The organism is Nocardia aurea (assembly GCF_003123685.1).
GTDB lineage: Bacteria > Actinomycetota > Actinomycetes > Mycobacteriales > Mycobacteriaceae > Nocardia > Nocardia aurea.
In genome coordinates this window covers 1-5477 of the sequence record NZ_QCYJ01000052.1, presented here as the reverse complement: position 1 = coordinate 5477, position 5477 = coordinate 1, and the positions used below count along the sequence as shown (strand labels likewise).

General features: G+C 71.2%; 3 protein-coding genes and 1 pseudogene. 1 reads left to right on the top strand and 3 read right to left on the bottom strand.

Features of this window, described 5'->3' with window-relative positions:
- Positions 1-199 precede the first annotated feature (199 nt).
- Positions 200-519: pseudogene (locus tag DAT37_RS46400) on the top strand (hypothetical protein).
- A gap of 252 nt (positions 520-771) precedes the next feature.
- Here DAT37_RS46400 and DAT37_RS12540 read toward each other — a convergent pair.
- Genes DAT37_RS12540 through DAT37_RS12530 form a run of 3 tightly spaced genes read right to left on the bottom strand, consistent with a single transcriptional unit; the run spans position 772 to position 5391 of the window.
- Positions 772-1485 (bottom strand): TetR/AcrR family transcriptional regulator, encoded by a 714-nt coding sequence (locus DAT37_RS12540; protein ID WP_109524938.1) that lies wholly within the window; start codon positions 1483-1485, stop codon positions 772-774.
- Between the two features lie 11 nt (positions 1486-1496).
- Positions 1497-3062 (bottom strand): FAD-dependent monooxygenase, encoded by a 1566-nt coding sequence (locus tag DAT37_RS12535; protein ID WP_109524937.1) that lies wholly within the window; start codon positions 3060-3062, stop codon positions 1497-1499.
- Between the two features lies 1 nt (position 3063).
- Entirely contained in the window at positions 3064-5391 is a 2328-nt protein-coding gene (locus tag DAT37_RS12530) for a hydantoinase B/oxoprolinase family protein (RefSeq protein WP_109524936.1), read from the bottom strand.
- Positions 5392-5477: the final 86 nt, after the last annotated feature.

The following is a 5477-nucleotide window of genomic DNA, read 5'->3' as shown; positions in this document are numbered from 1 at the left end:
TCCGCGACGACGTCACCCTCTCCGACCTCGCCCGACTGCGACCGCCGAAGGGGCCAGCGTTACCGCCGGCAACGCCTCCGGTGTCAACGACGCCGCCGCGGCCGTCGTATTGACCGGCTCCGACGAGGCGGCCCGGCGCGGACTCACTCCGATCGGGCGGCTCGTCGCCTACAGCCACGTCGGAGTCGAGCCCCGACACATGGGCATCGGACCGGTCCCGGCGATCCGCACGGCCCTGGCCAAGGCCGGGCTCATGATCGACGACATCGACCTGTTCGAGGTCAACGAGGCCTTCGCCGCCCAAGCCTGGCGGTCAGCCGCGACCTCGGGTTGCCCGCCGACCGCGCCAACCCAAACGGCAGCGGCATCGGCCTCGGGCATCCAGTCGGCGCCACCGGCACCATCCTCACCGTCAAGGCACTGCACGAACTCGCCCGCACCGGAGGCCGCTACGCGGTCGTCTCGCTGTGCATCGGAGGCGGTCAGGGCATCGCCGCGGTGTTCGAGCGGACACCGTGATGACTGACGCGACCCTGTGGACCGCCGGCATGAGCGCGATCGAGACCTAGCCCCGCGGATCGCCAAGCGCACGGCAAGTTCGTGTCGAGCCGCGGGCGCCGCCGCGGTAGAGGCGACGGTGGTCTGTCTCGCCGATACTCAGCGGCCAGCGATGGCGGGCGAAGTCCCGGCATCGGCGTAGGCACCGTGGATCATGAGACGAGCAGCCATGTCGAGTTGGCTGAACTGATCTGCCTGGCTGGATGTCCAGCGTCAGAGCATCCGCTCTAGCCGGTCGAGGTCGTGGCGCAGGAGCTTGAGCACGCCGGCCGGTCCGGGTTCGGCGACGGCCCGGTCCGGCGCGTTCAGCAACGAGGCGACGGCCAGGTCGGCCAGCTCCTCGGCGACCGTCTCGATGCGGTCGCGGTCGGGTGTGAACCACCACGCGACCCAGTTGTTCATGCCGAGCACGCCGAGCGCGACGATCCGGGCGTCGACCGGGCGGAACACGCCTTCCTCGACGCCCCCGTCGATCACCCGCGCGATCGACTTCAGCACCGCCCGCCTGCCGGCCTCGTGCGCCGCGGCGATCTCGGCGGGCAGCTCCGCCTCGGACAGTAGTAGCAGCCGGAACCGCGCGGCGTGTTCAGCCTGGCGTTGCACGCTCGCCTTCACGATCGCGCGCAGCTTCGCCGCCGGGTCGAGGTCGGCGCGGCGGGCGATCGCGCCGATGCTGGCCGCCGACTCCTCGGTGATCTCGGCGACCAGCTTGGCCAGCAGCTCGTCCTTGCCCTTGACGTAGTAGTACAGCGCCGGGCGGGTGAGCCCCACCGCGTCGGCGATGTCCTGCAGGCTCGTCCCGGCGAAGCCCCGCTCGGCGAACAACCTGGTCGCCTGCTCGTAGATCTCGTTGACGACCAGTTCCCGCCGCGCGGTGCTGCCTTGGCCGTTCTCGCTCGCGGCCGCCCGGGCCGGCTTCTCGCTCATGGACACTAATGTTACATATTCGGCGCTGCCGTCGAAGGCACCGCAGCGAGGTCGACCCGGCCGCTGACCAAGCCGGCGACGACGTCGGCCCGGTACTCGGTGGCGGCTTCGACCACGACCAGGGCACCGGTGAGCAGGCGGAGCCGTTCGGCGAACTCCAGCCGGTTCAGCACGCTGTCGCGGGCGTCGGCCCCGGTCAACAGGAACCCGGCCGCACCGTCGTGCCGGTCGCGGGCAGCCCGCTGGGCGAGGGCATCCGCCTCGGCTCCCCACGCGTCGGCAAGGTTGTACTCAAGCCGCACCAGCCGCGGGAGCAGCGGGTCGTCGGCGGCGAGCACCCGGGAACCGAAGCGCCGCCCGCCGTGCGCGAGCGGTCTGCTGAGCACCCAGTCGTCGACGTCGCCCGCCGGGACATCCGCCGCCGGAACCTGCGCGTACTGGACGAGCGCGGCCGTCGCCACCTGCGGCGACGCCTGCCGGAACCGGTCGACCGGCACCTTCCCCGCGCGGGTCATGTACGCGACGGTGAGCTGCTCGACCGGCAGGTCGGTGCGGGTGGGGAACGACTCCCACCACAGCTGGCTGCGGTGCGCGATCGATTGCAGGTGGGCCACGCCGGGCCGACGCTGCCGCTCGTAGTGCCCCAGCAGGTCGGGAAGGTCCCCGTCGAGGTTCAGCGCCTGGGTGAGCGCGATCGAGTCCTCCATCGCCAGCTTGGTTCCCGAGCCGATGGAGTAGTGCGCGGTGTGTGCGGCGTCGCCGAGCAGGACCGTCCGGCCGTGGTGCCAGCTGCGGCAGCGCACTGTGCGGAACCGCAGCCACCGCGTCCGGTTGCCGATCAGGTGATGCCCGCGCAGGTACTCGGCGAACGCCTCCTGCAGGTAGCCGATCGACACCTCGTCGGAGGCGTCCCACGGGGTTTGCTCGGTGGAGTCGTCAAAACCCGCGTTGCGCCAGGTCTTCTCGTCGGTCTCGATCAGGAAGGTGCTGCGGTCCGGCGCGTAGGGGTAGGCGTGGGTGACAAAGGTGCCGTGCTCGGTGGTCAGCGGGGCGAACATTGCGGTCGGCAACGCGAAGTCGGTGCCGCACCACAGGTACAGGCCGGCGCCGACCTCGATCGTCGCGCCGAAGTCGGCGGCCGCGGCTTCCCGGGTCGCGCTGCTCACCCCGTCCGCGGCGATCAGTAGGTCGGCGTCCAGGTCGGCCGCGGTCTTGCGGCCGCCGAAGTGCACCCGTACCCCGGCCGCCTCGGCGTGCCGGCGCAGCACGTCGAGCAGGCTGGTGCGGGCGATCGCCAGCAGGTTGGCCGGGTTGATCCGCGCCGTCCGGGATCCCACCCGCATCTCCACGCCGTGACCGTGGGCGGCCGCGACGATCTCGGCGATGGTGTCCGGGTCGGCGTCGGCCAGGTTGCGCTGGGTGCGCGAGGCCAGGCCGACCCCGAATCCGAACGTCTTGCCGGGCTCGCCCTGCTCGTAGACGTCGATCTCGCGGCGCGGGTCGGCCAGTTTGAGCAGGCGTGCGGCGTACAGGCCGCCGGGTCCGCCGCCGAGGACCGCGATGCGTCGGATGGCCATCTCACCCACCCGCGGCCGGAACCAGCGCGCCGAGCGGCTGCAGGTGATCGCGGTGGCCGGCCGGAACCAGCGCGGTATACAGCGCGGTCGAGCAGCCCGGGCAGTAGTACTGACGGAACACGATCTCCTCATCGACGTAGGTGCCCGGGTCGGCGGTCAGCATCGGGCCGGCGTCGGCGGCCGGGCCGCTGTAGCGGGCCAGGGTCAGCACGGCGTCGGCGTGCGAGTCGCCCAGGTGCTGCCCGCAGTGCGCGCACCCGACCACCGGCCGGCCGCCGGTCGCGACCTCGACCAGGTTGTCGTCCAGCCGGCGTGCCCGCGACAGATCCAGCTTGGCGTCGGCCGGCTGGTCGTCGAGTGCGGCCCGGGCCCGGCGGGCGGCGCGCAGCGCGTCGCGCAGCTGCGTCGTGCGCTCGGTGTCGACCTCGCCGTCCGGGGTGAGCGCCACCCCGTAGATCCGCTCGGCCGAGCCGACGGTGACCTTTCCTTCGCGGACGTCGTGGGCAACCGAGTCGGGATCCCGCAGCACCGGGTCGCCGTATCCGCCGCCGCCCTGCCAGTGCATGAAGAACACATCGGTGGGGGCGAGATAACTCTGCGCGTAGCACTGCCCCAGCTCCTGCTCACCGCCGAGCTCGTCCAGGCCCGCCGGCACACGCCCGGCCTTCAGCAGCTCGTCGGCCGTGCTGTTGCGAGCCAGCACCTCGTGGCCGGTGTTACCCGGGTAGCCGCCGGACAGGCCGGCGTTCTGCGCCACCGCCTTGCCGGCCGCGGCCAGGACCAGGCCCATCGGCACGTGCGTGCCGTGCGGCTTGACCGCCAGCGACGCGCTGACCCCACCGCGGTGCCGCCCTGCGCCGCCGGAGTCCGGCTCCTCGCGCCGCCACAGGGTCAGCAGCGGATACAGGAACTCGGTCATCTCGACGTCGGGGATGCGTCCCATCGGGATACAGAACAGCCCGCCGGTGTCCATGCCGTCGGCGTGCGGACGCGCGCCGTATCCGCCGGACATCGGCTCCATCATGATCGTGAGGAACGGCACCGGCTGCTGGCCGCGCTGGTCCAGCCCGGCCAGCACCGCGGTGTCCCAGGTGCCGCAGCACGCCGCCTGCACGTTCTTGCCGAGGTCGACCGAGCGGTCCAGCATCCGCGACAGGCATTCCGCGACCAGCGTGCCGGTCAGCCACGCCGGGCCGATCGGGCCACGGCTCACCGCCGCGGGGAACGTGGCGTTGTTGAGCGTGCCTTCCTCGGTCACCAGGTCGAAGCAGCGCATCAACCCGCCTGCCGACCATGGGATGTCCCCGGCCAGGATCGGCAGCAGGGCGAGCATGACGCCGCCGCGCATGCCAGCGTAGGTGCAGTTGATGACGCCGGCCTGCGGATCGGTGCCGGTGAAGTCGAAGGTGAGGTGATCACCGGTCTTCGACATCGCCACGGTGATCTTGTGCAGGCCGCGGTCGCCCTCGTGCGACTGGTCCTGGTAGCCGGTGGCGCTCCACCTGCCGTCCGGCAGGCTGGTGAGCTTGGCCCGCAGCCGGCTCTCGGCGTCGTTCATCATCCGCTTCATCACGGCCTTGACGGTGTCCGCGCCGTACTGCTCGATCACCGCCAGCAGCCGTTCCCGCCCGACGTTGTTCGCGCCAATCTTGGCTCGGAGGTCCAGGCCGACCAGCATCGGAACGCGGGACCGCCGCACCCACAGGTCGGCCACGTCGTGTTGCAGTTCGAAATCGCGCACCACCTTCACCGGCGGGGTCGGCAGTGCCTCGGAGAAGACGTCCTGCGCGGCCGGGCTGAACGAGCCGAGGCCCACGCCGCCCAGGTCCGGCTCGTGACACAACGCGCTGGTCCAGCCGAACAGCGCGCCATCGACGAAGATCGGTTGAAAGACGATGACGTCGTTCTGGTGCAGCCCGCCGCCGACCCACGGGTCGTTGCACAGGAACATGTCGCCCTCGGCGATGCCGGGGTTGGCCGCGCGGTGGCGCAGGGTCCAGTAGATGGCCAGGTCCACCGCGCCGACCAGCATGGTGTTGTACAGCCCGACCTGGACCTCCTGCCCCAGCTCGTCGCTGATCGCGAAGTCGAAGTCGTTGGCGTCGGTGACAATCGGCGATCCGGACATCCGCTTGAGCGCCTCGCCCATCTCGTCGGTGACCGACCACAGCCGGTGCCGGATCACCTCGTAGGTCAGCGGGTCGACCGCGTCGATCTGCTCCTGGGTCACGGTATGGGTGCGCAGCTTGGGCGGCAGGGCGGCGCGCAGCTGCTCGGGGTCGACGGGACGGCTCGAGAAGATCTCAGAGCCGGGAACGGGCATGGTCATTTCCAGGCTCCTCAGTGGGTCCGGATGGTCAGGTTGCCGAGGTGGTCAACGGTGCCGGTCATCTCCGCCGGAACGACGACGGTCGT